The following is a 21,376-nucleotide window of genomic DNA, read 5'->3' as shown; positions in this document are numbered from 1 at the left end:
CAGTGACCCAGCTGATCACACCCCAATTGGTCATCCTCGACCAGAACCTGGGCGACTCCCCTGCCGACGTCATCCGCGTCCTGGCCGGCAAAGTCGCCGCCGCTGGCCGTGCTTCCGAGGTTGAAGGGCTCTTCACGGATGCCTTCGCCCGCGAGCAGAAGACCGCTACCGGCGTTCCCGGCGGAATCGCCATTCCGCACTGCCGCTCGGCCGCAGTCACCGAGCCCGCCCTCGCCATGGCTCGCCTGTCCCACAAAGTGGACTTCGGCGCCAAGGACGGCCCGGCTGACCTCATTTTCTTCATTGCGGCCCCGGACGGAGCTGACCAGGAGCACCTGAAGCTGCTCTCCAAGCTGGCCCGCTCCCTCATCAAGAAGGACTTCACGGCAGCGCTGCGCGCCGCAGCCACTGAGCAGGACATCGTGGACCTCGTGGATGGAGCCTTGGCGGACAAGCCGGCTGCAGCCCACGCCGCGGCTCCCGCTGGAGCAGCTGCTGCCGCAAGCACGACGACGACTACCGCACCCAAGCGCATCGTCGCCGTGACCGCGTGCCCAACCGGCATTGCACACACTTACATGGCGGCCGATTCGCTGGTTGCCGCTGCCCAGGAAATGGGCGTGGACCTCCAGGTTGAGACGCAGGGTTCCTCCGGCGCCAAGCCGCTGGATCCGGCCATCATTGCCGCTGCTGACGCAGTGATTTTCGCTGTCGACGTGGACGTCCGTGGCAAGGAGCGCTTCGCCGGGAAACCGGTCATCAATGCTCCGGTCAAGCGCGGCATCGATGAGCCCACCAAGATGGTCCAGGAAGCGTTGGCTGCTGCCGATGACCCGCATGCCCGCCGCGTCCCGCACTTCGGTGCAGAAGAGCAGGCAGAGCGTGCTGCTGAGGAAAAGGGCGAGCACATCGGCCAGAAGCTAAAGCGCGCACTCCTCACGGGTGTTTCGTACATGATCCCGTTCGTGGCCGGCGGCGGCCTGCTGATTGCCATCGGGTTCCTGCTTGGCGGTTACGAAATCACGGGCTTCGCTGACAAGATGCTGGTTGAGAACAACATTTTCAACCTGCCCACCGAGTTCCCGAACAATGCGTGGGGTCCGCTGGGCGCCTATATCGGTGCTGTGCTGTTCAAGATCGGCGCACTGTCCCTCGGATTCCTGGTTCCCGCGCTGGCCGGCTACATCGCTTACGCTATCGCTGACCGTCCCGGCATTGCCCCCGGTTTTGTTGCCGGTGCTGTTTCAGGATTCATGGGCGCAGGCTTCCTCGGCGCCATCGTCGGCGGTTTGCTGGCTGGCTACATCGCCTTCCAGATCGGCAAGCTCGATGTTCCCCGCTGGCTGCGCGGCCTGATGCCTGTGGTCATTATTCCGTTGCTGGCCTCCCTGGTTGCTTCCGGCCTCATGTTCCTGATCCTCGGTGCTCCGATCGTGGCACTGACCAAGGCACTTAACACCGGCCTCTCGGGCCTCACCGGCGCCGGCGCAATCGTCCTCGGCATCATTCTCGGCCTCATGATGTGCTTTGACCTCGGCGGTCCTGTCAACAAGGTCGCCTACTCCTTCGCTGTTGCCGGCCTCGGCACGGCAAGCGTGGCAAACCAGGCACCGTGGCAGATCATGGCCGCAGTGATGGCAGCCGGCATGGTTCCGCCGCTCGCCATGGCGCTGGCTACTGTTCTGGATAAGAAGCTGTTCTCCTTGGCTGAGCGCGAAAACGGAAAGGCCGCCTGGCTTCTGGGTGCATCCTTCATCTCCGAGGGCGCTATCCCGTTCGCAGCCGCAGACCCGCTCCGCGTCATCCCTGCCAGCATGGTGGGCGGTGCCGTAACCGGCGCCCTGTCCATGGCATTCGCGGTCACGTCCAAGGCTCCGCATGGTGGCATCTTCGTGTTCTTTGCAATCGACAACTTCCTGTTGTTCTTCCTGTCGATCGCTGTGGGTGTGGTCATCACCGCCCTCCTGGTGATTGCCCTCAAGCGCTGGGCTGTCCGCAAGCCCGTTGAGGCCGAGGCAGTTCCCGTCCCGGCAGGCGTGTAAGCGCCGGCAGCTACCCCGTCAGCACAACAGCACCCAAGCAACCAGAGGACCAGATACATGCAGACCTTCTCAGGCGTAGGCGTAGCTCCCGGGCGCGTCCTGGCAGCGGTAAAGCAAATGCCCAAGCCGGTCCAGGAACCGCACGCGAACGTCAACATTCCTGCCGACGTCACGGTTGAATCGCAGGGGCAGCGCATCAAGGACGCTGCCAAAGCGGTTCAGGCGGAACTGAGGGCCCGTGCGGCTACTGCCAACGGAGAAGGCAAGGAAGTCCTGGAAGCAACGGCTTTGATGGCCGCCGATCCCATGCTGGTGAAATCGGCCATCAAGCTGTTGTCTCCCGAGGCTCCAGGTGGTGCACGGACTGCTGAACGGGCAATCTGGGAGGCTGGTGGCACAGTGGCTGAGACCCTCAAGGGCCTGGGCGGGTACATGGCCGAGCGCGTGGCGGACGTCCTCGATGTTCGGGCACGCATTGTGTCGGAGCTTCGGGGTTTGCCGGCACCGGGAATCCCGGCCTCCGACGTCCCCTTCATCCTGGCGGCCGAGGACCTGGCGCCTGCTGACACCGCCACGCTGGACCCAGCCAAGGTAGTCGCGCTGATTACCTCCAGCGGCGGACCGCAGTCGCACACAGCCATCCTCGCCCGTGCGCTCGGCCTGCCCGCCGTCGTCGCCGCCCTGGGCGTGGACGAGATCGCGGACGGCACCGAGGTTTACGTTGACGGCGCCGCAGGGACCATCACCGCTGAGCCTGGGGAAGACCTGCGGTTGGCTGCCAAGGCGTGGGCCACCCAGGCTTCCACGCTGGCGGCCTTCAGTGGCAACAACACGATGGCGGACGGTTTCCGGGTGCCGTTATTGGCAAATGTTGGCACGGGTGCCGATGCGGTCAAAGCGGCCGACGCCGGCGCCGAGGGTGTTGGACTTCTGCGCACAGAATTCTGCTTCCTGGACCGCGACGACGAACCCACTGTGGAGGAACAGATCGCCGCCTACGGGGCTGTCTTCGCAGCCTTCCCAGGTAAGAAGGTTGTGGTCCGGACCCTGGACGCCGGCGCGGACAAGCCGCTGCCGTTCCTCACCAACGCCGACGAACCGAACCCTGCGCTGGGTGTCCGCGGATACCGGACGGACCTCACGTCCCCCGGCGTCCTCGAACGGCAGCTCGAGGCCATCGCCGCCGCCGAAGCCGCCAACGACGCCGAGGTCTGGGTCATGGCACCCATGATCTCGACGGCGGACGAGGCCGCGCGATTCGCCACCCTTTGCGCCGCCGCCGGGCTCAAGACCCCGGGTGTCATGGTCGAAGTCCCGTCGGCAGCACTGACCGCCGCCACAGTTTTGCGCGAAGTCAGCTTCGCGTCGCTGGGCACCAATGACCTCACCCAGTACGCCATGGCAGCGGACCGTCAGCTTGGGCCGCTCGCCACCCTGAACGATCCTTGGCAGCCTGCAGTACTGCAGCTGGTCAAGCTAACGGCCGACGGCGCCGCGCAGGTCAGCGGCGAAAGCGGCACGGCTAAGCCTGTTGGCGTGTGCGGTGAGGCAGCAGCGGACCCGGCCCTCGCCGTCGTACTCGTTGGACTTGGCGTTGCGACGCTGTCAATGAGTGCCCGGGCGCTTGCCGCCGTCGCAGCCGTGCTTGCCACCGTGACGGTTGCCCAGGCGCAACAGCTCGCAGCAACCGCTCTGGCGGCGCCCAATGCAGCCGCGGCACGCAGCGCGGTCCGGGCCCAGCTTCCCATCCTGAACGAGCTCGGCCTCTAGACTTCCCACAAACCACCCACAACAAAGGAGCACCAATGCCTGAACGTACCGCCACCATCGCAAGCCGCGTCGGCCTCCACGCCCGCCCGGCAGCCATCTTCGCTGAAGCCGCAGGCGACCTTGACCTCGAGGTCACGATCGCCCGTGAAGGCGAGCCGGCCGATGACGCCATGGATGCAGCGAGCATACTGTCCCTCATGAGCCTGGGTGCCGCCCACGGCGACGTTGTAGTACTGCGCGCCGAAGGCGAAGGCGCAGAAGCAGCCCTGGACACACTGGTGAAGATCCTCGAAACGGACCACGACGCCGAGTAGGACCGCGAAACCGCTCAGCGACACGGAAAAGGCCTGACGTCACCCGGATTTGGGCGGCCTCAGGCCTTTTCTGTGTCTTGGACCGGAATGCTCGTCTAGCCGACGACCCGGCTCATCAGGTCAATGAAGTTGCCGCCGAGCGCGGCTAGGACGGTGTTGTCATCAACGCCCCGAATGACCAGTTCCCGGGTGAGGTTGGGAAGGCCCTCGTAAGTTTTGATGCCCTCGGCGTAGGGGTACCACGGCGGTCTGTGCAGACAGCCCGGGCCTTCCCATTTCATCCGCTTGACGTATAGCGTGCCGTCGTACTGGATATTGAGATATCCGTGTTCATCGATGTATGCGGAGTCATAGACACTCCGTCTGCCCTTGGGAAAGTCCGTGCAGACGCCTACGCCTCCAGAGCCGAAGATTGCAAGAGTATGCATGAGATGGTCAACCATGTTGGCCACCGTGGGCTGGTATTCATCGTTGATTTCCAGGGGCATGGTGCTCATCATGCCGCCCTTGCTGGCAACCACTTGCATAGTCTCGTCCGTGGCATTTCTGCGGTTTCCGAACACGGAGTAGCAGTTGTTGTGGGAGAAGTATGGCGGTGCGGTTGAAGCCTGTGCAGCAGTCAGTTGGGTCTGCTTTCCGCCATGGGAGAGATCGACCAACATGCCCACCCGGTTCATCTCAGAAATCGTGTCGCGACCGATGCTGCTGATCCCGGAGTTTTCCGGCTCAGCGCAGCCGTCGCCCAGGAAGTTGCGCTTGTTGTATGTGATCGCCGATGAGACTACCCCCATGTCTTTGAAGAGTTCTACATTGCCGGGATCATCCCCAAATGGCTTGGCGTTCTGGAAAAGGTAGTAAACGCCGATTCGGCCATCCTCCTTGGCTTGCCGGATGTCGTCGGCGCACCTGACCTTCACGAGGTCCCTCGAGTGCTTACGGATATTGCGGTTCCAGAAAGTGATCTGGTCCATGGCCGCCCGCTGATCGTGTTCCTCCGCTGAGAGGGTCATGCCAACGCAGTCCACCCCCCCACGGCGCAGGAGGGCGATGGAATCATCCAAGGATCCATCTCCACCCGGAGGAATCGCGCCGCAGGTATCCACCACCGTTGCCTGGGAGTGGAGTTCCAGGGCGTGCTGATCTTCGTCCCTGCTCACCTCCCGGGAGAGGTAAGGGTGATCAAGCTGCGTCTGTGTCATTCTCGTCTCCTTGGAATTCTGTGCCGGAGGGTTCTTCGATCATTTCCAGGAGTTCCGTGTCGCTTGCGAGCAGCCCAGCCCGCACGAGCGCGGCCCGCCAAGCCCTGAACTCCCCCGGAACTGCTTGTGGCTTCTTTGCCCAAAAACCGATGCGCTGGAACTGTTCAACCGTGCCCTTCAGCTCCCCGAGCGGGATGGCAGAAAACCATTCGCGTGCTGCTGCAGCCACATCGGCTGAGCTTTGCACTGCCAGCCATGCTTGGGCTTTCTCCAAAGCGGCGCGGAAGGCATCGAGTTCAGCGCCGTGATCCTGTGCCCACACCCGGGTGCAGCAGTAGACAGACCAAGGGACGGGACCTAGCCCATTGGCCAGGGGGACCGCTTCACGTAATCGGGGGTCCTGGGCTTCCTGCCCGCCGGCCAGGAAAAAATCTCCCGATCCGCTAAGGAACTCCTCCACCACAGCTTCAGGCTGGTAGCCAACCAGGAGCCTGACATCCCCCAAGGGGATGCCGCGCTGGTGCAGGATCTCCAGGAAGGCGACCCATGATGTAGGGACAAAGCTTGGGGCCACGAGCACAACCCTGCCACGCAGTTCCTGCCAGTCGAAGGAATCCGGGCTTCCACCAATCACAGCGTCAGCGGCCCGTTGAAAGAGGAAATGCCGGGTCTGGGTGTTGCTCACTGCAGCAATGACGCTGGGTGTCGTCCTGTTGAGCCGGTCTGCAAAAACGACGCTTCCCAGGACAAGCTCGGCTTCGCCGCGGACCACTGAATCGGTGATAGTTCCATGTCCGGGCTGCTTCTCGATCACCTCAACGTTGATCCCCTGGCCGGCAAAGTAGCCGCGGGAGATTCCCACGTAATGGGGTAGGTAGGCAAGGTTCCGGGCCGCAACGATGCGTATGGTGCCGCCCGGAACGGGCGTCAGCGTTTCAGCCATGGAAGACGGGCCTCGCCTCGTTTGCCTCTTCGAGCGTCTGGTCCTTGGTTTCAACACCAGCCCATGCCAGGACTGCCGTTATGGCGAACATGATTGCCATGGTGGTGAAAATCCCGGGAAGGCCGGCGTTATCGAAGATCAGAGCAATCAACGGCGGCATGACGATGATGCCCAGGCCACCGGTGCCCTTGACGAAGGAGACTCCGAACCCGCGCACCCTGGTGGGGAACAGTTCCGGGGCCCAGGACCACAACGTCGTGGTTAGCAGGAGTGTGAAGAACTGGAACAGGGAGCCGAACACCAGAATCAGCGGGTCCGTGTTCGCCAGCAGACCGAATCCCAGGCCGACCAGGCAGCCAAGCACGGCACCAGTGACCATTACCGTGCGTCGCTTGAACCGATATGTGATGGTTGCCGCACATAAGGCACCGAGGAGGCTGCCAATTTGCATGATCAGCGTGTACAGCAGGCTTTGGCCAAGAGTTGAACCGCGGGCGACAAGGAAGGTTGGCATCAGGGTCAGAAGTGACATCTGGGCGGCCACAACCATGAAGTACGCGCCACTGGCCGTTGCAGTCCGGCGGCGCAGGCCGCTGGTGAAGATCTCGCCCAAACGAATCTTCTCGGGGCGGCCAATGCGGTTACCGTCTGTGGCTTGGAGGTCTTCTTCACGGATATGGATTTCATCGTCAGGGACCTTGCCCGCTGCCAACGCGGTCAGGCTTCGATTTGCGCCGGCAATGTCGCCGCGCGTGAGGAGAAAGCGCGGTGATTCCGGCATGTTGCGCCGAATCACCAAAACAAGAAGGACCGGCAGGATCAGAAGGCCGAACAGCCAACGCCATGCAACCTGCGGTCCACCAAAGAAGTTTCCCAGGGCTACAAGGACCAGGGCGGCGTAAGCGGGGGCAACGACGTTGCCAAGCCCACCGGAACCAACATTGAGGGCGGCTACCGCTTGGGCGCGGTATTTGGTGGGCATGATTTCGCAGATCAGCGCAATTCCCACTGCCAGCTCGCCGCCAAGGCCAATGCCCACTATCAATCGCGACCCCATGAGAACCTCGTAGTTCGGGGCCAGCGCGCAGAGTACGCCGCCCACTGAGTAAACGACGAGATTCGCTACAAGGGCGAACTTCCGGCCCTTGATATCCGAGAGCATCCCGCCCAGGTATGCCCCGATCGTAAGTCCGATGAAGGTCATGGAGCTGATCAAGGCAAATTCGGCTTTGGAGATGCCGAAGGTCGCAATGATCTGCGGGCCAGCCAAGCCAAGGGAGTTGGACTCGAGGATGTCGAAGAACATACCGGCGACAACCAGCAGGATTGTTGTCCAGTGGGTCCGTGTCAGCGGAATCTTGTCGACCGATTCGGAGAGCTTCAACAGCATGGAATTAAGTCTGGGGCTCCCGCCCTTTATGTCTAGTGAACTCATTTTTGCCTCCTGAGAATGGGCTGAGTGCTTCAAGAAACAGCGGCTGCACCGTTGCCTGCCACCTTGTTTTTTTCGAAGCCGGAGCCTGAGCCCGTCCGGGCTTCAGTGTGATCCGTACCATCAAATGTACTTCATCATCAATGATGATGCAATAATTTTCTTTCGTGTTATGCCTACCGCTCCGGACGACTATCGGGACATGGCAGACAGGGATAAACCGCCGTCCAGGACGACCATCTCCCCGACGGCGTAGCTTGCTTCAGGGCCGGCAAGCCAAAGGTAGACGCCAGTTATTTCTTCTATGCGGGCAGGTCGCCCCAGAGCCCCGCTGTAGATGCCGGAGTCGGCTGTCTCGCTGAGGAACCTCGTCTGGACATCCCCAGGGCACACACCGTTGACAAGGATCCCCGAGGGTGCGAGCTCCATGGCCATTGACTTCACCAATCCCATAAGTCCCCACTTGGCGGCTGCATAGACGGCATAGCCGGGCTCAGCCGTCAGGCCTGCCACTGAGGATGTGGCGATGACTCTTCCAGGAACCCCATCCGTGAGCATGCGGGCCGCCCCGCAACGCATCGTATTGAAGGCCCCTTTGAGGTTGTTGTCCATCAGCCAGTCCCAGGTTTTATCCGAGGTGTCCAGGGCGGAGTGTTTGGGCAGAGACACGCCGGCGTTGGCTATGACGACGTCGAACGCGTGCTCTGCGTCAGCAAAGAAGCCCTCCGTAGCCTTGGTGTCGGTCACGTCGAGTTCAGTGGCCGTGGCATTGGGGATGCCCATTGCCGTCCGCTCAGCTTCCGGTCCGTCCTTGTCGAGCAGCGTGACATGGGCACCCGCGTCCGCGAAGCGCTCGGCAATCCCGCGGCCGATCCCCCGGGCTGCGCCCGTGATCGCAATCCGCTTGCCGTTGTGCGGCGATTCTCCGTTCATTTTTGGGCTCCTACCCGGTGCAGTCGTCCTGCCATGCCGTTTGGTCCCAGACCAGTCACTCGACCGGGCACAGCGGGGTGTTCTCTGAAGTCCTGACCTTCCAGCATGCAGATCAGGGAGATCACGGCAGTCATCGCTGGCGTGGGAGTACCTGCCCGTTGGCCCAGTACTTCCAGGGGAACGAGGCCGCACGGAACGTCCTCTGTGATGAAGCGCCGTTGGAAGGTTGGACCAACCCGGGGCGGCAGCCTTTCCCGTGCGTTGGGTCCGTAGGCCCGCGACGAGAAGTCGTTCCTGCTTACGCCGTGCCGGCCCATGCCAAGGGCTCTCATGACAGCGAGTCGTTCGGCGTCGAGCACGTTACGCAATGCTTCCAGCGCCGGCGCACCGAAGTCGCCCAAGTGGAACGCCCCCTGGGGTGGGATCAATCCGTGCGCCTCTTGAGAGGCTATGACCGCGTTCAGAACAGCTGCGGGTACATGGGCGACGGGGTTCGGGTTGTTCAGCGACGAGGCCACCTGGTGCCTGGCCAGCGTTGCCGCAGGAAGCCATGGCGTCAGCAAGGACATGCCTTTGATGGCGGCAAGCTCAGTCGCCCCAGAGACTTCGAACCAGCTCTTCACTGCGGAAATATGTACCGAACCGTCACCAAGGGCGTACGACAGGTGGGGCGTCGTGTTCATCGCAACGACGCACTCTTTGCCACCTGAGAACCCTGCTTCGGTAAGCGCCTTCGCAAATGCGGATGCCCCGTTTGCGTAACCCGTGACGAGTACACAAAGTTGGCCTTCGTGCAGGACGCTGGCAAGACGTTGAGCCACAGGCAGATGTCGGTCCGCGGTGGTCGCAATGAAGATCAGTCCGCATTCCGCGAGGCTGTCGTAGCCTTCAGACAACTCTGGAAGAGCAAATACGGCGTCTCCCAGATGACCGCTCATCGTGAGCGTTCCTGAGCGGCGAAGGCTGTCCAGCAAGTGGTGATTCTGATCCACCATAGTCCGTACGGCCCCTCCCCGCTGCGTCACGTGCGCGGCAAGGGCAAGGCCGGTGCTTCCGCAGCCAATGATCCCTACCTTTGTCATGGGCGGCCGCCGGGTCGGACCAGCAGACCGAACCCGGGCTGGCAGAGCACCTTGCCGTCTTTGGCGACAATCCGTCCGCGGACATACGTGGCAACCACAGCGCCGCGCATCGGGCGACCCGCCCACAGTTTCGCCGCTTCACGGCTCACTGAATGCTGACTGCCCGGGTCGATCACGCCGCTTCGGTCCATGTCCACCAGGATGAAGTCCGCATCAGCGCCCTCACGTAATTCGCCTTTGGACGCGAGTCCAAAAACTTGGGATGCACGCAGGGAGATTGCCCGCGTAAGCTGGGGCAACGTCAGTTTGCCTTGGTTGACCGCGGTCAACAGTGCGGGCACGACGGACTCCAGCCCATGGACTCCGGACGGTGCGCTCCAGATGTCATCCCAGCCTTTGTCCTTGTCCGCGGTGGTGTACGGGGCGTGGTCCGTACCGATGTAGTCGATCGTGCCGTCGGCAATGCCTGCCCACAAAGCCACAACATCAGCCTCCTCCCGTAACGGCGGATTGACCTTGGCATAGGGGCCCAGATGTTCGCTGGTAGACAGTGTGTGGAACAGGTGATGGGGGCACGCCTCGGCCGTTACCATCTGCCCTTCGGCCTTTGCCCGACGGACGCGCTCCACTGCGGCTCCGGTGCTGATGTGGGCAATTGAAAGCCGGGCGCCGGCGTCGCCCGCTAACAGGATGGCCCGGGCCACGGCTTCCTCCTCGGCCAGGGGCGGCCTTGACTCTGCGTGTGCGCGCAGGTCTTTGCGTCCGCTTGTTTTCATTTGCGCCGCAAGGCATCCGCAGATGGAGTCGCTTTCAGCGTGAACGACGGCGACACGCCCTGTTGACGCGATGGCCTTCATGGCTGCAAGAAACGATGCGTCATCTGGCAGGGCCCGTGAATCGAAACCGGGATCCGCTCCCGGCGCCGGAGCGTTCATGAACGACTTGAATGCCACCGCGCCAGCCGCGGCCTGTTCCACGATCCGCCCTGTGTTGCTGTAACCGGCGCCACCATATAGTCCATAATCGACGAAGGCCTTGGGCGCAACGACGTCGTTCTTGTGGTGCCAGCTCGCAGCATCCGCAACCGCAGGAATCCCCGATGGCATCTCGAGTACGGTGGTAACGCCACCCACGGCGGCGGCTGCTGTCCCGGTGCTGAATGTTTCCCGGTGGGGATGACCAGGGTCCCGGAGGTGGACATGAGTATCAATCATCCCAGCCATGACCATCAGGCCGCTCGCGTCCACAGTCTCAGCTCCGGAGAGTTCGGCCGCAGCTTCGGCGGCAGTGTCGCGGCCCAATCGTTCACGGAGGGCCGCGATCTTTCCGTCCCGAACCAGAAGGTCGGCGTCGATAATTCGCTCGGGAAGGACCACCCGCCCACCAGCAACGACCAGCCCGTTTCGTGACGCGCCCATTAGTGTTCGGCCATCATGATCACGGCACCCTTGGATTGTGTGTAGCCAAGTAGGGCCTCGTAGCTCTTCGACGTCCCGTATCCGGACTGTTTCCGCCCACTGAACGGCAGTTCCACCCCGTTGGAGAAGGTGTTGACCATCACTTGGCCGCAATGCAGGTCCCGGATCATCCTGTGGGCGCGGCCAACGTCAGCGGTCCATACACCTGCCACCAGTCCATAGTCGGTTCCATTGGCAAGTTCCACTGCTTCGTCAGTGCTATCGAAGCTGGTCACCGTAAGTACCGGTCCGAAGATTTCCTGTTGGGCAATCGAGGCGGTCGGGCTCACGCCGTCAAAGATTGTGGGAAGGATGAAGTTCCCTCCGGCCAAGACCTCATCATCCGGCACGCCGCCGCCGACCAGGAGTTCGCCTTCTCCTCGGCCCAAGGCAATGTAATCGAGTACCCTCGCTTGCTGTTTGCGCGAAATCACCGGGCCTAAGCCGGGATTCGCCAGTCCCGGGCCGAGGGTGGTTCCCTGGAAGATACGCACGAGACGGTCGACGAATTCATCATGGACGCTGTCATGGACCAGGAGGCGGGAACCGGCCGAGCACGTCTGGCCGGCGTTCTGCAGGATCGAAGCGGCCACGGTCGAAGCAGCAGCGTCCATGTCTGCGTCCGCGAAGACGATGTTGGGCGATTTTCCGCCCAGCTCCAGGTCGGTCGGGACGAGGTTGGCCGCTGTGGCCTGCCCGATCTTCACGCCCACCGGCACGGAGCCGGTAAAGGAGAGCTTGCCCAAGCCGGGATGCGCTGCCAACGCGGCTCCCGCTTCTGCCCCGATACCGGGGACTACATTGAGGACGCCATCCGGCAGGCCAGCTTCAGACATGATTTCGGCTAGGCGCAGCGTGGACAGCGGCGCTTCCTCTGCCGGTTTAAGCACGCAGCAGTTTCCCGCCGCCAGGGAAGGCGCAAGCGTTCGGGTTGCCAAGCCCAATGGGTAGTTCCAGGGAGTGATGTGCCCGGTGACACCGTAAGGTTCCCGGACCGAGAAGGTCATGCGGTCCGTCGCGGCGGGAATGATGCTGCCGAAGACAGCCTCCACCATATTGGAGTAGTACTCGAAGAAGCGCGCGGCAAAGTTGACGTCCACCACGGCCTGTCGCAGTGGTTTGCCCGTATCCTCGCTCTCTATTCGGGCCAATTCGTCCCCATTCGCCACGATGGCCGACGAAATACTGCGCAGGATCCGGGCGCGTTCAGCCGCCGTTGTCCGCTTCCACCCGCCGTCGAAAGCCCTACGTGCTGCGCTTACCGCCTGGTCCACTTCATCCGGGCCACAGGCCGCCACGTGGGCCAGTTCCAGACCTGTCGCCGGATCCAGAACAGCGAAGGAATCCTTGGCGTCAACAGGTTTTCCATTGATGTGCGCAGTACGGCGCTGAGTTCCGAGTATCTGATGCGTCATTGTTCTCCTCCTGCGTTTGCTGATGCTTGAAGTCGTTCCCCCGCTGCCGGCCGTTCCCGGATCCAATGCCTGGCGATCGCCTCGCGGGTGCTGAACAGCACATCCCCGGCGCCCAGCGCATATTCGACAAAGTCGCGCATTCCCGCCATGCGGCCAGCCTGTCCTGTGTGGCGGGGGTGGATGCCGATCGACATCATCTTTGGGAAACCCCGTTGTCCTTCGCGCCTAAGCTCGTCCAGGCCGCGGCGGCATGTTTCCCAGAAATCGAATGGACTTGTGAACCCCATGGGCTGGACGAGCCGGCCTTCCGTATAGGTCAAGGTGTACGGGACCACCAAGTGCTCGCGGGCTCCGACCTCTGTAAAATACGGAAGGTCATCGTTATAGGCGTCCGAGTCATAGATGAACCCACCTTCTTCGACAAGCAGGCGACGCGTGTACAGGCTTGGCCCCGTCCGCGAACGCCAACCAACCGGCCGGCGTCCGCAGGTCTGCTCTATTGATTCAACTGCCAGCTTGATCCGCTCCCGCTCCTGGTCCTGCGTCAGTTCCGCGGGGTCAGTCCAGCGCCAGCCATGTGCACAGATGTCGTGTCCCCGTTCGGCCACCCATTGGCAGACCTCCGGGTTCTTTTCCAGGGCAACGGCTGGGGCAAAGAGCGTAGCCGGAAGGCTGTACTCATCAAGCAGATCGGCAATCCGCCAGATCCCGGCCCGACTGCCATATTCGTAAATGGACTCGACGGCGAGGTCCCGGTGTCCTGGCCTGGGGTCACGCCCCGGCCCGAGGCTCTCGCCCCGGGCATCTCCATCGAGGATGTTCCGCTCAGCGCCTTCCTCGTAGGCGATGCAGAAATTCACCACGGCGGCCGCGTTTTGCGGCCAGGATACCTGGGGCTTATGTCTGCCGTAGCCGATGAAGTCCCGCACTGGCCCCAGATCACTCTGAGAACTTTTCATTGAATCCACCCACACTTCTAACCGAGGTTCCTCGACAGCATTAGTACTTCATCACCAATGATGAAGTACTAATGCTGCGCAGTCAACAGCTGCTTCGTGAACAATGCCTGTTCCGCGAGCTGTGGGAAGATTGCTTCCATGCAGACGCGCGAACCCTTACACCACGGGAAAGGAGGCCGTCGGTGACATCACCCAACCTTGAGATGGAAATCCTGGCACTCACCCTGATCCGGGAGTCAGAACGACCGGTAGGTTCGTCTCGTTTGGCAGAAGCTTTCAATGAGTCGGGCATCCATGTAGCGGAGGCAACGGCCGGGCGCTTCCTGCGCTCACTTGATCAACAGGGCCTCACCCTCATCCCACGCCCGAAGCAAGGGCGGGTGGTTACGGAACTAGGCCAGCAGCGACTTGAAGAACTCAGGGCAGCCCTACGCGTCCAGGAAAACGGAGCAAATCTGGTCCGGGCCGCCAGCACTACCGACCTAAGTGAACTCCTGGACATCCTGGTGGTCCGCCGCGCGGTCGAATCCGAAGGGGCGCGGCTGGCAGCGCAAAACGCCTCAGATGAGGAGCTCGACGAGATCTCCCGGCAGGCCACCAGCCATGGCGATGCAGTAGCGGTGGGGGCAACCCCCAACAGGGATTCCTCCACCCTGTTTCATCGCACAGTTGCCGCCGCAACGCACAATAGAATCCTCGAGTCCATGGCGCATCTGCTTATCGAACCGGCCAACCCGAACCTGACCAGCGTTCTGGAAGAAGTGTCCCTAAACTCCCAGGTTGTCTCAGAACAGGCCCATGACCACGCGGAGCTGGCCGCAGCCTTGGCCCGGCGCGATGTGGAGACTGCGGGGCAACTGATGCACCGGCACGTCGGCCACTTGATCGATGCCGTAAGGGTCTACCTCGAAAATAGCGCCAAACAACCCGGGCGGGGCACCCACCCCAGCTAGCTCTGCTTCCCGATAAGCAAAGTGGCTATCGACGCCTCGGTCGGATTCACGTCCTGCAGTTTTCCGGACAGATAGGCCTCCACGATCCGAGGGTCCACGTAGGATGTACGCGCCACGGTGGGGGTGTTGCCCAGCAATTGGGCAGCATCCTTCATGGCCTTCACTAAGGCCTGGGGTCGCGTCATGGTGCCTTCGGACTTCAACAGAGATAGGGCTGCCGCCGCTGTCCCCTTCCAAGTACGGAAATCCTTGGAGGTGTACGCAGCTCCGGCAATGCCGCGCAGGTACTCATTGATCATGGAAGCATCAATGGAAATCCATGAACCGTCGGATTCGTAGGCCAGCAACCGTTCCTTGCCGGGCCGGCGCGCCAATGGCTCAAGGAAGGTTGCCAGCGCGGGATCCTGGATGGAGATGTCCCACCACTGCCCGCTCTTGCCGGGAAACTTCAGGCCGACGGCGTCGTCCTTGACCCGGGCATGCCGGCACCTGAGCGTGGTGAGTCCATAGGAGCCGTTCTGACGCATGTAGCTTTCAGAGCCCACGCGGAGAGCGCCTAGATCCATGAGACGCACGGCCGCGGCCAAGGTCTGCTGCCGGGGAGACGAGGTGTCTTTCAGGTGCAGCGTGACAGTCCTTCGCACGGCAGGGAGCACCGAGCCCAATTCGGCGGCCCGCTGGAACTTCTCGGTGTCTTTGCGTTCGCGCCACCGGGGGTGGTAGATGTATTGGCTTCGACCCGCCGCGTCCACCCCCGTGGCCTGGATGTGCCCATTGCCATCCGGACAGATCCACACCTCGGTCCATGCAGGCGGGATCGCCAGCGCATTAATGCGCTGGCGATCCTCTTGGCTTACCAGGCTCCCGTCGGGATACCTGTAACTGAACCCTTTTCCGGCCCTGCGACGTTCAATACCGGGCTTGGAAAGGTCACTTCGCCGAAGCCTTGGCATTTTCAATCCGAGGATCGCGTCTTCTGTGATCCTACTAAGCTTCGTCAGGATCCGTGACCGCGGCTCCCGCGCTCATGATTTCGGCGTTGATCATCCATGCGAGCTGCTCCAGGCGGGCGATGAATTCGTGGAGAAGGTCCGCTGTTGTGGGGTCTTCTTCATCCACCTCGTCATGGACGTCCCGCATGGTCTGGACGGTCCGCTCCACGCGCTCGGTGACCAGCTTGACTGCGTTCTTGGTGTTGACCAGGCCGCCAGGGAATTCTTCAAGGCGGGTACCCGCCGAGATGGTCCCGCTCCGACCGTCGGGCAGGGCGTGAAGGGCCCTCATCCGCTCTGCGGTGTCATCGGCGAATTTGCGGGTGACGGCCACGAGTTCGTCCAACTGGAGGTGGAGGTCCCTGAAGTTCGGACCGACGATGTTCCAGTGTGCCTGCTTGCCCTGGAGCTGTAGTTCGATCAGGTCTGTCAGGACGATTTGAAGGTTGTCTGCAAGCTGCTGTGACGCTTTCATGTGTTCCTCTCCTTGGACGGCCGGTGCAAGCGAAAAACCCTGGTGTCGAATTCCTTCGACGTAGGTCAATCATCAAGTGGCGACTTCAATAACTCTTTCATAAGGTTGCTTAGTAGTACAATGAAGAGTGTTGCTGTTCACATCTGGCGAACTTCACCCCTCGGTGAGGACCGGAAGTGGTAGCGATAAAAGGGCACTCGGAGGCGGTGGAACGCTCCCAAGTACCCGTAGAAGTAAATAGGAATGCATAGTCAGGAATCCAAAGATTCTTTGCGGATTCCCCCAGAAAGGAATGTGCTGACCATGAACACGCTTCTGATCATTGCTGGTGTAGTTGCAATTGTCCTTCTCCTGGTGGGCGGCTTCTCGTCGGCCCTGAACTGGCTGCTATGGGTAGGCGTCGTCCTCCTCGTCATCGCAGCTATCGGCTGGCTGCTCAGCTTCATGTCGGGCCGCAGGGGACACACGGTATAGAGCGCGCACCGCGACAATGACCCGAACCGGCCGAGCAAGATGGTCGGACCGCCGATGAATACCGCGGAACGTGAGGACTGTCCCACTGCAGTGGAACCGCAGGCAGGGGCAGTCCTCCCGCGCATCCGGCACCCGGACAGGTGCTCGGGAACAGGAGCTTTAGTCGTCCGTACTTAGTCGCCCGTACTGGGAGGGGGCGCCGCATCGGGGTCCCGCGGAGTGGGGAATTCGTCCGGTGATTCCGGAACGGGAGAGGTATCCGGGTCTTCCGGGGTGGGGCTGCCCTCAGGTGGCTCCCCCGGCCCGGGAGGAGTTCCCGGCGATGGACGTTCGGGTGTTTCACGCTCCGATCCCTGTCCTGGCAATTCCTGCTCAGGCGTTGGCGTGCCATAGCCGCCGGCAGCGTCCTCCGGGTCAACGCGGTGTTCGTCCTGACTCATTTCTTCCTCCTTGGAAATCCTTTGAGGCCTTCGAAAATTGTTCGAGGAATGCTGACAGTTCGACCGTAGTCCGGTGTAGTGTCAGCGTCCACCAATAGCTATCTGGAGGTGTACGAATGGTAGAGCCGGAGCAGGTTCCCAGGACCGGCAGGAACGAAACCGTTGAAGAACGGATGGACCGTAACTGGATGGAGCTGATCCAGGAATTGCGGGTGCTCCAGACCGGAGTCCAGATACTGGGCGGCTTCCTGCTGACCCTGCCTTTCCAGGCGCGTTTTGAGCACCTGGACGACTGGCAACGCGGTCTCTACCTCTTCAATGTCATGGCAGCCGCCCTGACAACTGCCTTGATCCTGCTTCCGGTCAGCGTGCATCGCCGCCTTTTCCGCCGGGGACTCAAAGCCACTCTCGTCTCCAGCGCCGACGCGATCACCAAATGGGCATTGGCGGGCGTGGCCATCCTGATTGTAGGTTCGGCCACCCTGGTCTTCGATGTCACGGCCGGGCGAACAGCAGCGCTGATTGCCGGTAGCTTCATCATCCTGGTCCTGCTGCTACTCGTTGTGGGCATGCCTATCTGGCTGCACCGAAGGGCCCTGCAAAACGGGAACGGCAAGAGCGGAAATGCACCGTGAGCCACATTATGAGACAGCCGCAGAATCAATAGCCGAAAGGAAAACGAATCATGCCTGGAAAGAAGAATTCGAGTCTGAAGGACCCGAAGCTATATGAAGAACTCCGCGACGAAGGCGCCTCCAAGGAAAAAGCGGCCCGTGTTTCGAATGCCGCCGCCAAACAGGGACGCAAGGAAGTAGGCCGCAAGGGAGGCAAGTCCGGCGACTACGACGATTGGACTGTGGACAAACTGAAGTCCCGCGCCAAGGAACTCGGAATCAAGGGCTACTCCGGCAAGAAGAAGTCCGAGATCATATCAATGCTGCGGAACCACTAAGGCACGCGAGCCTAATCCTCCAGCCTCGGGGCAGGCCGCAACTTCTTCAGCCAGGACTCAGTCTGGGCAATATGCGCAGCGGTCGCGGTGGCGGCCAAGGTAGGATCCCTACGGGCTATCGCGTCCACGATTGCGCTGTGCCCCGCCGTGCTGCCTTCCCGGACTTGGGCCCCCACTTTGCCGTCGAAGATATGGAAGTGTCCACCGCGGGAACGGAACAGGCTGACGAGTGCCGCGAGAGTCGAATTGCCGCTCGCGCGGCAGATTTCTTCATGAAAGCGTGAATCGAGTTCGGAATACTCGGCAGGGCTGTCCGTAGCCTCCATGGTTTCCACGAGCGCCGTCAGCTTGGCCAGGACCTCCGGAGTGGCATTCGCGGCGGCGGCAGCTGCAGCGTGCGACTCCATCAACCTGCGGATCTCGAAGAGTTCGAGCAGGCCGTCCAGCGGAAGCAGATCCACCAGAAGGGCAAAATTCTGGAGGATAACCGTCGGTTCCAAGGAAGAAACATAAGTTCCCGAGCCATGCCGGGACTCCATCACCCCCAGGGCAGACATCGCCCGCACAGCCTCCCGAAGGGAGCTCCGCGAAACACCAAGCTGGGAGGCCAATTCAGCTTCTGGCGGGCATTTCTGCCCAGCCGCGAGTTCGCCAGAGGCAATCTTGTTTCTTAGGCCCTGCATGGCCGTTTCGACAGCACCCAATACGTGCCTCCTTCAGATACTCGTAACACGCTACCGCACGCTCGTGTCGCCGGAGTCGATAGATCCCATTGTCATACCTCAAGCGACAAGACATCATACCTATCTGCGGAGAATGGCGCCCAAACAGGGTCATTTGTAGGGGTATTCCTAAAGTCATCTTATGACTATTTGCGATTGTCCGTTGTCTTGGTCGGATCTGTGATGTAACTTACAGAGCGTTCACTCTTCCCCGACCACGAAGGACACCGTGTTCCCAGCAGCGCTCACGGCCCCGCATCCCATATTGACCCCCGAGGGCGAACCCTCAATGGTCGACTGGAGCCTCACACCATCCAAAGTCCACCTGAACCACGGCTCATACGGCTCCGTACCACGGATAGCCCAGGCCAAGCAGCTCAGTCTCAAAGCGGCCATGGACCAGAATCCCTGCCCGTGGTTCATGGGTCAGTTCCAACTGGTGGCCACAGCGAGGTCCGAGATCGCGGACTTCCTCCGCGTCAGCTCCCGAGACGTGGCACTTGTGCATAACGCCAGCGCGGGCATCAGCACCGTATACAACTCGCTGAGCTTCGAGCCCGGCGCCGAAATCGTGACGACCAACCATGCATATGGGGCGGTGTTGCAGGGCGCAGAGCGCGTTGCCCGCAGGAACGGTGGCCTCGTGAGGATCGCCGATATCCCCCTCGATGCGGATGCCGAGACCGCCTGCGCCCTTGTCATGGGCGAAGTCACCAGCAAGACAGCACTCATTGTGGTGGACCAGATAACGTCTGCCACGGCCCGGGCTTTCCCGGTCGAGGCGATCGCCCAGGCAGCCTCCCGGCTGGGGGTGCCGGTTCTGGTGGACGCAGCACACGCCCCGGGTGTCCTGGAATTTCCCGTGCCGGACTTCGAGGGGTTCTGGGTAGGAAATCTCCACAAGTTCGCTTGCGCGCCGCGGGGAACAGCGGCGCTGGTGGCACGCGGACCACGCGCGGCCACGCTGGAACCACTGATCGATTCGTGGGGCTTCCCCTACGGCTTTCCGGAGAATTTCGACCACGTCGGAACACAGGACGTGACCGCGTGGATGGCAGCCCGCACCGCATTCGACACCATCGAGGAACGCTACGGTTGGGCAACGTTTCGCAGCTACGCCGCTGAGCTGTGCGATTACGGCCAGAGCCTGATCGCTGACGCCTTTGCCGACGCCACAGGCGAGGATCCAGCGATCAAGGTCGGTATGCCAGTGGGCCCACTGCGTCTGGTCCGGCTGCCAAAGGGACTCGCAACCACGCACGAGGATTCGCACGCCGTCCGTGCCCACATATCGGATCGGCTGGATATCGAAACGGCCATCACCACCTTCAACGGCGCGGGCTTCCTGCGGCTCTCGGCACACCTGTACAACTCGCCGAAGGACTACGAAACCTTTGCGGAAAGAGCGGTTCCGGAGCTCGTCCGGCTCGCTGGCTCCCGATAGCGCCAATTTAGCCACCACCGACAATGCCACGCCGCCGGGGCGGCGATTACCCACGCTCACCAAGTCATTGGAGGATCCACATGAAATCCAGATTCATCATGTCTGCCGCAGCCGGTCTCGCGGCCGTCCTTGCACTTGCCGGATGTGGCGGCGCCGAGCCCGCCAAAGACGGCAAAGTCACGCTGAAGATGGTGGAGAGCCTCACCAATCCGACACGTACGGACACTTTGAAGAAGCTCATATCCGGTTTCGAGCAAGCGAACCCGAACATCAAGGTTGACCTCATCTCTCCGCCAACTGATCAGGCGGACCAGAAAATCCAGCAGATGCTTCAGTCCGGCAAGGGAATCGACGTCGTCGAGGCTCGTGACATCACCGTGGGATCTTTCGGTGCCAACGCGTGGCTGTATGACATGTCGGCCGACCTCAAAGGATGGGAGGGCTGGGACAACCTAACGGACAACGCCGTCACGTACTCGAAGCAGAACGGCAAGACATACTACATTCCATACGGCTTCTACGGTCTTTCGCTGTTCTACCGCTCCGACGTCGTCAAGGAGGCAGGATTCTCCGGTCCACCTGCCAGCTGGTCCGAGATGCTGGAGCAGGCGTCGGCCATCAACAAGCCGGCAGAGAACAAGTTCGGCTACGCGTTCCGCGGGGGCACCAACGCCAACTCCAACGCCGTCGCCATCATCGAGGCCTACGTCGCTGACGAGATCGACAAGGAAAACGCCTTCAAGCTGACCAGCGGCAAGACGATTTTCTCCTCGCCCAAAGCGCAGGAGGCAATGGATCTCTACATTGATCTCTTCAAGAAGGGTTCGCCCCCGTCCTCAGTGGCTTGGGGTTACCCGGAAATGGTCCAGGGCTTCAGCAACGGCTCCACCTCGTTCCTGCTTCAGGACCCGGAGGTCATCGCCACAGTGCGGGAGTCCAAGTCCATCAAGGAGGACCAGTGGAACGTGGCGCCGCTTTTGGTAGGACCGAGCGGGAAAGCGATTCAACCAGTGGCATCTGCCGGCTGGGGAATTGCCGCCTCATCCACAGCCAAGCCCGAGGCCGTGAAGCTCATTAAATACCTCGCCCAAGGCGACGCTGCCACCACCTTCAGCAAGGACAACAGCCTGGTGCCAACCTTGAAGTCCGCAGCCAAGGACAGTTTCTACAGCACCGGTCCTTGGGCCGCCTACGTCAAGATGACGGAAAATCCCGGGACCTACGTTTCCGCTGTCCAGCCGCGCAGTGTCTCGTGGTGGAGCGAGTGGATCAAGAAGTCCGACGGCGAACTCCAGCGCGTTCTGACGGGGAAGATGTCCACCAGTGAGTTGTTGTCCAGCTGGGACACTTACTGGTCTCAAAAGTGGGCAGGCTAGGT

Annotated in this window: 21 protein-coding genes; 9 read left to right on the top strand and 12 right to left on the bottom strand. The window is 61.6% G+C overall.

Going from position 1 to position 21,376, the window contains the following annotated elements; genetic code table 11:
- Positions 1-2 precede the first annotated feature (2 nt).
- From AC1DCM_RS08105 to AC1DCM_RS08095, 3 genes are read left to right on the top strand one after another with little or no spacing between them, the layout of a single operon-like run.
- Positions 3-2,042, top strand: a complete 2,040-nt coding sequence (locus AC1DCM_RS08105) for a PTS fructose transporter subunit IIABC (RefSeq protein ID WP_477517927.1) — start codon at positions 3-5, stop codon at positions 2,040-2,042.
- Between the two features lie 57 nt (positions 2,043-2,099).
- The gene (ptsP, locus tag AC1DCM_RS08100; protein ID WP_477517926.1) at positions 2,100-3,812 is read left to right on the top strand and encodes a phosphoenolpyruvate--protein phosphotransferase; all 1,713 of its coding nucleotides are present in this window, start codon (positions 2,100-2,102) and stop codon (positions 3,810-3,812) included.
- Between the two features lie 35 nt (positions 3,813-3,847).
- Positions 3,848-4,126 (top strand): HPr family phosphocarrier protein, encoded by a 279-nt coding sequence (locus AC1DCM_RS08095; RefSeq protein WP_477517925.1) that lies wholly within the window; start codon positions 3,848-3,850, stop codon positions 4,124-4,126.
- Positions 4,127-4,221: 95 nt separating this feature from the next.
- Here the strand turns inward: AC1DCM_RS08095 and AC1DCM_RS08090 are convergent, their stop codons facing one another.
- From AC1DCM_RS08090 to AC1DCM_RS08055, 8 genes are all read right to left on the bottom strand, one after another.
- Entirely contained in the window at positions 4,222-5,325 is a 1,104-nt protein-coding gene (locus AC1DCM_RS08090) for a membrane dipeptidase (protein ID WP_477517924.1), read from the bottom strand.
- Positions 5,306-6,268, bottom strand: coding sequence for an ABC transporter substrate-binding protein (locus tag AC1DCM_RS08085; protein WP_442016335.1), 963 nt, complete (start codon positions 6,266-6,268; stop codon positions 5,306-5,308). The genes AC1DCM_RS08090 and AC1DCM_RS08085 overlap by 20 nt, the downstream gene beginning before the upstream one ends.
- On the bottom strand, positions 6,261-7,703 hold the full coding sequence (locus AC1DCM_RS08080) for an MFS transporter (protein WP_477517922.1): 1,443 nt from the start codon (positions 7,701-7,703) through the stop codon (positions 6,261-6,263). Before AC1DCM_RS08080 ends, AC1DCM_RS08085 begins: the two co-directional genes overlap by 8 nt.
- A 189-nt stretch (positions 7,704-7,892) precedes the next feature.
- Positions 7,893-8,633 (bottom strand): SDR family NAD(P)-dependent oxidoreductase, encoded by a 741-nt coding sequence (locus tag AC1DCM_RS08075; protein ID WP_477517921.1) that lies wholly within the window; start codon positions 8,631-8,633, stop codon positions 7,893-7,895.
- Positions 8,630-9,715: an NAD/NADP octopine/nopaline dehydrogenase family protein gene (locus AC1DCM_RS08070; protein WP_477517920.1), complete on the bottom strand. Its 1,086-nt coding sequence runs from the start codon at positions 9,713-9,715 to the stop codon at positions 8,630-8,632. Before AC1DCM_RS08070 ends, AC1DCM_RS08075 begins: the two co-directional genes overlap by 4 nt.
- The gene (locus AC1DCM_RS08065; RefSeq protein WP_477517919.1) at positions 9,712-11,133 is read right to left on the bottom strand and encodes a dihydroorotase; all 1,422 of its coding nucleotides are present in this window, start codon (positions 11,131-11,133) and stop codon (positions 9,712-9,714) included. Before AC1DCM_RS08065 ends, AC1DCM_RS08070 begins: the two co-directional genes overlap by 4 nt.
- Positions 11,133-12,587, bottom strand: coding sequence for an aldehyde dehydrogenase family protein (locus AC1DCM_RS08060; RefSeq protein ID WP_477517918.1), 1,455 nt, complete (start codon positions 12,585-12,587; stop codon positions 11,133-11,135). The genes AC1DCM_RS08065 and AC1DCM_RS08060 overlap by 1 nt, the downstream gene beginning before the upstream one ends.
- Positions 12,584-13,546, bottom strand: a complete 963-nt coding sequence (locus tag AC1DCM_RS08055) for a polysaccharide deacetylase family protein (protein ID WP_477517917.1) — start codon at positions 13,544-13,546, stop codon at positions 12,584-12,586. The genes AC1DCM_RS08060 and AC1DCM_RS08055 overlap by 4 nt, the downstream gene beginning before the upstream one ends.
- 182 nt (positions 13,547-13,728) lie before the next feature.
- Between AC1DCM_RS08055 and AC1DCM_RS08050 the strand changes: the two genes are divergently transcribed.
- Entirely contained in the window at positions 13,729-14,499 is a 771-nt protein-coding gene (locus AC1DCM_RS08050) for a FadR/GntR family transcriptional regulator (RefSeq protein WP_477517916.1), read from the top strand.
- Here AC1DCM_RS08050 and AC1DCM_RS08045 read toward each other — a convergent pair.
- Together AC1DCM_RS08045 and AC1DCM_RS08040 are read right to left on the bottom strand one after the other, a co-directional pair.
- A complete protein-coding gene (locus AC1DCM_RS08045; protein ID WP_477517915.1) occupies positions 14,496-15,452 on the bottom strand; it encodes a DNA topoisomerase IB in 957 nt (318 codons plus the stop codon). The two genes, AC1DCM_RS08050 and AC1DCM_RS08045, sit on opposite strands and share 4 nt — an antisense overlap.
- A gap of 34 nt (positions 15,453-15,486) precedes the next feature.
- Complete coding sequence (locus tag AC1DCM_RS08040; protein WP_477517914.1) at positions 15,487-15,966, bottom strand: Dps family protein; 480 nt, start codon at positions 15,964-15,966, stop codon at positions 15,487-15,489.
- Between the two features lie 303 nt (positions 15,967-16,269).
- Here AC1DCM_RS08040 and AC1DCM_RS08035 point away from each other — a divergent pair, with 303 nt between their 5' ends.
- Positions 16,270-16,440, top strand: coding sequence for a hypothetical protein (locus AC1DCM_RS08035; RefSeq protein ID WP_223935420.1), 171 nt, complete (start codon positions 16,270-16,272; stop codon positions 16,438-16,440).
- Between the two features lie 173 nt (positions 16,441-16,613).
- On the opposite strand, the gene AC1DCM_RS08030 is transcribed toward AC1DCM_RS08035, so the two are convergent.
- Positions 16,614-16,880 carry a hypothetical protein gene (locus tag AC1DCM_RS08030; RefSeq protein WP_477517913.1) on the bottom strand — a complete coding sequence of 89 codons (267 nt, stop codon included), beginning with the start codon at positions 16,878-16,880 and terminating at the stop codon, positions 16,614-16,616.
- Between the two features lie 116 nt (positions 16,881-16,996).
- Here AC1DCM_RS08030 and AC1DCM_RS08025 point away from each other — a divergent pair, with 116 nt between their 5' ends.
- Positions 16,997-17,515 carry a DUF6328 family protein gene (locus AC1DCM_RS08025; protein ID WP_442002902.1) on the top strand — a complete coding sequence of 173 codons (519 nt, stop codon included), beginning with the start codon at positions 16,997-16,999 and terminating at the stop codon, positions 17,513-17,515.
- A gap of 50 nt (positions 17,516-17,565) precedes the next feature.
- Positions 17,566-17,832 carry a DUF7218 family protein gene (locus tag AC1DCM_RS08020; RefSeq protein ID WP_224094779.1) on the top strand — a complete coding sequence of 89 codons (267 nt, stop codon included), beginning with the start codon at positions 17,566-17,568 and terminating at the stop codon, positions 17,830-17,832.
- Positions 17,833-17,843: 11 nt separating this feature from the next.
- On the opposite strand, the gene AC1DCM_RS08015 is transcribed toward AC1DCM_RS08020, so the two are convergent.
- Complete coding sequence (locus tag AC1DCM_RS08015) at positions 17,844-18,536, bottom strand: FadR/GntR family transcriptional regulator (protein WP_477517912.1); 693 nt, start codon at positions 18,534-18,536, stop codon at positions 17,844-17,846.
- 307 nt (positions 18,537-18,843) lie between these two features.
- Between AC1DCM_RS08015 and AC1DCM_RS08010 the strand changes: the two genes are divergently transcribed.
- Both AC1DCM_RS08010 and AC1DCM_RS08005 read left to right on the top strand, forming a co-directional pair.
- Positions 18,844-19,998 (top strand): aminotransferase class V-fold PLP-dependent enzyme, encoded by a 1,155-nt coding sequence (locus tag AC1DCM_RS08010; RefSeq protein ID WP_477517911.1) that lies wholly within the window; start codon positions 18,844-18,846, stop codon positions 19,996-19,998.
- An 80-nt stretch (positions 19,999-20,078) separates the two neighbouring features.
- The gene (locus AC1DCM_RS08005; RefSeq protein WP_477517910.1) at positions 20,079-21,374 is read left to right on the top strand and encodes an ABC transporter substrate-binding protein; all 1,296 of its coding nucleotides are present in this window, start codon (positions 20,079-20,081) and stop codon (positions 21,372-21,374) included.
- Positions 21,375-21,376 lie beyond the last annotated feature (2 nt).

The sequence above is a fragment of the Paenarthrobacter sp. 10N417 genome, from assembly GCF_056394745.1.
This window is presented reverse-complemented; position numbering and strand designations above follow the sequence as displayed.

Coding starts and splice junctions, on each gene's coding strand:
- AC1DCM_RS08035 (WP_223935420.1), top strand. CDS start 16,270: ATGAACACGCTTCTGATCATTGCTGGTGTAGTTGCAATTGTCCTTCTC.
- AC1DCM_RS08020 (WP_224094779.1), top strand. CDS start 17,566: ATGCCTGGAAAGAAGAATTCGAGTCTGAAGGACCCGAAGCTATATGAA.
- AC1DCM_RS08040 (WP_477517914.1), bottom strand. CDS start 15,966: ATGAAAGCGTCACAGCAGCTTGCAGACAACCTTCAAATCGTCCTGACA.
- AC1DCM_RS08030 (WP_477517913.1), bottom strand. CDS start 16,880: ATGAGTCAGGACGAACACCGCGTTGACCCGGAGGACGCTGCCGGCGGC.
- AC1DCM_RS08060 (WP_477517918.1), bottom strand. CDS start 12,587: ATGACGCATCAGATACTCGGAACTCAGCGCCGTACTGCGCACATCAAT.
- AC1DCM_RS08085 (WP_442016335.1), bottom strand. CDS start 6,268: ATGGCTGAAACGCTGACGCCCGTTCCGGGCGGCACCATACGCATCGTT.
- AC1DCM_RS08070 (WP_477517920.1), bottom strand. CDS start 9,715: ATGACAAAGGTAGGGATCATTGGCTGCGGAAGCACCGGCCTTGCCCTT.
- AC1DCM_RS08010 (WP_477517911.1), top strand. CDS start 18,844: ATGGTCGACTGGAGCCTCACACCATCCAAAGTCCACCTGAACCACGGC.
- AC1DCM_RS08080 (WP_477517922.1), bottom strand. CDS start 7,703: ATGAGTTCACTAGACATAAAGGGCGGGAGCCCCAGACTTAATTCCATG.
- AC1DCM_RS08090 (WP_477517924.1), bottom strand. CDS start 5,325: ATGACACAGACGCAGCTTGATCACCCTTACCTCTCCCGGGAGGTGAGC.
- AC1DCM_RS08055 (WP_477517917.1), bottom strand. CDS start 13,546: ATGAAAAGTTCTCAGAGTGATCTGGGGCCAGTGCGGGACTTCATCGGC.
- AC1DCM_RS08005 (WP_477517910.1), top strand. CDS start 20,079: ATGAAATCCAGATTCATCATGTCTGCCGCAGCCGGTCTCGCGGCCGTC.
- AC1DCM_RS08065 (WP_477517919.1), bottom strand. CDS start 11,133: ATGGGCGCGTCACGAAACGGGCTGGTCGTTGCTGGTGGGCGGGTGGTC.
- ptsP (WP_477517926.1), top strand. CDS start 2,100: ATGCAGACCTTCTCAGGCGTAGGCGTAGCTCCCGGGCGCGTCCTGGCA.
- AC1DCM_RS08095 (WP_477517925.1), top strand. CDS start 3,848: ATGCCTGAACGTACCGCCACCATCGCAAGCCGCGTCGGCCTCCACGCC.
- AC1DCM_RS08025 (WP_442002902.1), top strand. CDS start 16,997: ATGGTAGAGCCGGAGCAGGTTCCCAGGACCGGCAGGAACGAAACCGTT.
- AC1DCM_RS08045 (WP_477517915.1), bottom strand. CDS start 15,452: ATGCCAAGGCTTCGGCGAAGTGACCTTTCCAAGCCCGGTATTGAACGT.
- AC1DCM_RS08075 (WP_477517921.1), bottom strand. CDS start 8,633: ATGAACGGAGAATCGCCGCACAACGGCAAGCGGATTGCGATCACGGGC.